At 50.7% G+C, this 3,022-nt stretch carries 1 rRNA gene; it reads left to right on the forward strand.

Features of this window, described 5'->3' with window-relative positions:
* The first annotated feature begins 128 nt into the window (after positions 1 to 128).
* Positions 129 to 3,011: ribosomal RNA gene (locus MJX74_RS21415) — 23S ribosomal RNA — on the forward strand.
* Positions 3,012 to 3,022 lie beyond the last annotated feature (11 nt).

The raw sequence follows: 3,022 nt of genomic DNA on the forward strand, positions 1-3,022 counted from the left end.
ATTTGAGTTTAATCTCAAACTGCTCTTTAACAATTTGGCAAGCTGATAGTAGTAAAAAACAAGGTAACAATATTTATTTGTGAACCTTAAACACACTGTATGATTCTGAAGACATTTTGGGGTTGTATGGTTAAGTGAATAAGCGTACACGGTGGATGCCTTGGCAGTCAGAGGCGATGAAGGACGTACTAACCTGCGAAAAGCTGTGGGAAGCCGGTAAGAGGCATTAGACCCGCAGATATCCGAATGGGGAAACCCAGTGCATTTATGCACTATCCCAACATGAATACATAGTGTTGGGAGGCAAACCGGGAGAACTGAAACATCTAAGTACCCCGAGGAAAAGAAATCAACCGAGATTCCGTTAGTAGCGGCGAGCGAACGCGGAGTAGCCCTTAAGTTATTAAGGTGTTAGTGGAATGGCCTGGAAAGACCAGCGATACAGGGTGATAGCCCCGTACACGACAATGCTTTAGTAATGAAAACGAGTAGGACGGGACACGTGGTATCCTGTTTGAACATGGGGGGACCATCCTCCAAGGCTAAATACTCCTGACTGACCGATAGTGAACCAGTACCGTGAGGGAAAGGCGAAAAGAACCCCTGTAAGGGGAGTGAAATAGAACCTGAAACCGTGTACGTACAAGCAGTGGGAGCACCTTCGTGGTGTGACTGCGTACCTTTTGTATAATGGGTCAGCGACTTACATTCTGTAGCGAGGTTAACCGAATAGGGGAGCCGTAGGGAAACCGAGTCTTAACTGGGCGAATAGTTGCAGGGTGTAGACCCGAAACCGGGCGATCTATCCATGAGCAGGTTGAAGGTTGGGTAACACTAACTGGAGGACCGAACCCACATCTGTTGAAAAAGATGGGGATGACTTGTGGATCGGAGTGAAAGGCTAATCAAGCTCGGAGATATCTGGTTCTCCTCGAAAGCTATTTAGGTAGCGCCTCGGACGAATACCACTGGGGGTAGAGCACTGTTTGGGCTAGGGGGTCATCCCGACTTACCAACCCCATGCAAACTCCGAATACCAGTGAGTACTATCCGGGAGACACACGGCGGGTGCTAACGTCCGTCGTGAAAAGGGAAACAACCCAGACCGCCAGCTAAGGTCCCAAAGTAATGATTAAGTGGAAAACGATGTGGGAAGGCATAGACAGCTAGGAGGTTGGCTTAGAAGCAGCCACCCTTTAAAGAAAGCGTAATAGCTCACTAGTCGAGTCGGCCTGCGCGGAAGATGTAACGGGGCTAAATCATTCACCGAAGCTGCGGACTTGTGCTTGCACAAGTGGTAGAGGAGCGTTCTGTAAGCCGTTGAAGGTAGACCGGGAGGTTTGCTGGAGGTATCAGAAGTGCGAATGCTGACATGAGTAACGATAAGGGGAGTGAAAAACTTCCCCGCCGAAAGACCAAGGGTTCCTATCCCATGCTAATCAGGGTAGGGTGAGTCGGCTCCTAAGGCGAGGCTGAAAGGCGTAGTCGATGGGAAACAGGTTAATATTCCTGTACCGGCCAATACTGCGATGGGGGGACGGAGAAAGCTAGGCAAGCGCGGCGTTGGTAGTCCGCGTGAAAGTATGTAGGTTGGTGACTTAGGTAAATCCGGGTTGCTAAGACTGAGATACGAGACGAGTGTCCAAGGACACGAAGTTGCTGACGCTATGCTTCCAGGAAAAGCCTCTAAGCTTCAGGTATTGGTGACCGTACCCTAAACCGACACAGGTGGTCAGGTAGAGCATACCAAGGCGCTTGAGAGAACTCGGCTGAAGGAACTAGGCAAAATAGTACCGTAACTTCGGGAGAAGGTACGCTCTTTGCTGTGAAGGACTTGCTCCGTAAGCAGCGAAGAGTCGCAGTGACCAGCTGGCTGCAACTGTTTATTAAAAACACAGCACTCTGCAAACTCGTAAGAGGACGTATAGGGTGTGACACCTGCCCGGTGCCGGAAGGTTAATTGATGGGGTTAGCGCAAGCGAAGCTCTTGATCGAAGCCCCGGTAAACGGCGGCCGTAACTATAACGGTCCTAAGGTAGCGAAATTCCTTGTCGGGTAAGTTCCGACCTGCACGAATGGTGTAATGATGGCCAGGCTGTCTCCAGCCGAGACTCAGTGAAATTGAAATTGCGGTGAAGATGCCGTATACCCGCGGCTAGACGGAAAGACCCCGTGAACCTTTACTATAGCTTGGCACTGAACATTGACCCTACATGTGTAGGATAGGTGGGAGGCTTTGAAGTTGTGACGCTAGTCACGATGGAGCCGTCCTTGAAATACCACCCTTGTATGTTTGATGTTCTAACGTAGGTCCCTGAATCGGGATTGCGGACAGTGTCTGGTGGGTAGTTTGACTGGGGCGGTCTCCTCCTAAAGAGTAACGGAGGAGCACGAAGGTTGGCTAAGTACGGTCGGACATCGTACGGTTAGTGTAATGGTAGAAGCCAGCTTAACTGCGAGACAGACACGTCGAGCAGGTACGAAAGTAGGTCATAGTGATCCGGTGGTTCTGTATGGAAGGGCCATCGCTCAACGGATAAAAGGTACTCCGGGGATAACAGGCTGATACCGCCCAAGAGTTCATATCGACGGCGGTGTTTGGCACCTCGATGTCGGCTCATCACATCCTGGGGCTGAAGTCGGTCCCAAGGGTATGGCTGTTCGCCATTTAAAGTGGTACGCGAGCTGGGTTTAGAACGTCGTGAGACAGTTCGGTCCCTATCTGCCGTGGGCGTTGGATGATTGAGTGGAGTTGCTCCTAGTACGAGAGGACCGGAGTGAACGAACCGCTGGTGTTCGGGTTGTCATGCCAATGGCATTGCCCGGTAGCTACGTTCGGAACGGATAACCGCTGAAAGCATCTAAGCGGGAAGCCGGCCACAAGATGAGTCATCCCTTGGACTTTAAGTCCACTAAAGGGTCGTTGGAGACCACAACGTTGATAGGTGAGGTGTGGAAGCGCAGTGATGTGTTAAGCTAACTCATACTAATTGCCCGAGAGGCTTAACCATACAACGCCCAA

The organism is Rheinheimera hassiensis (assembly GCF_022436675.1).
Taxonomy (GTDB): Bacteria; Pseudomonadota; Gammaproteobacteria; order Enterobacterales; family Alteromonadaceae; genus Alishewanella; species Alishewanella hassiensis.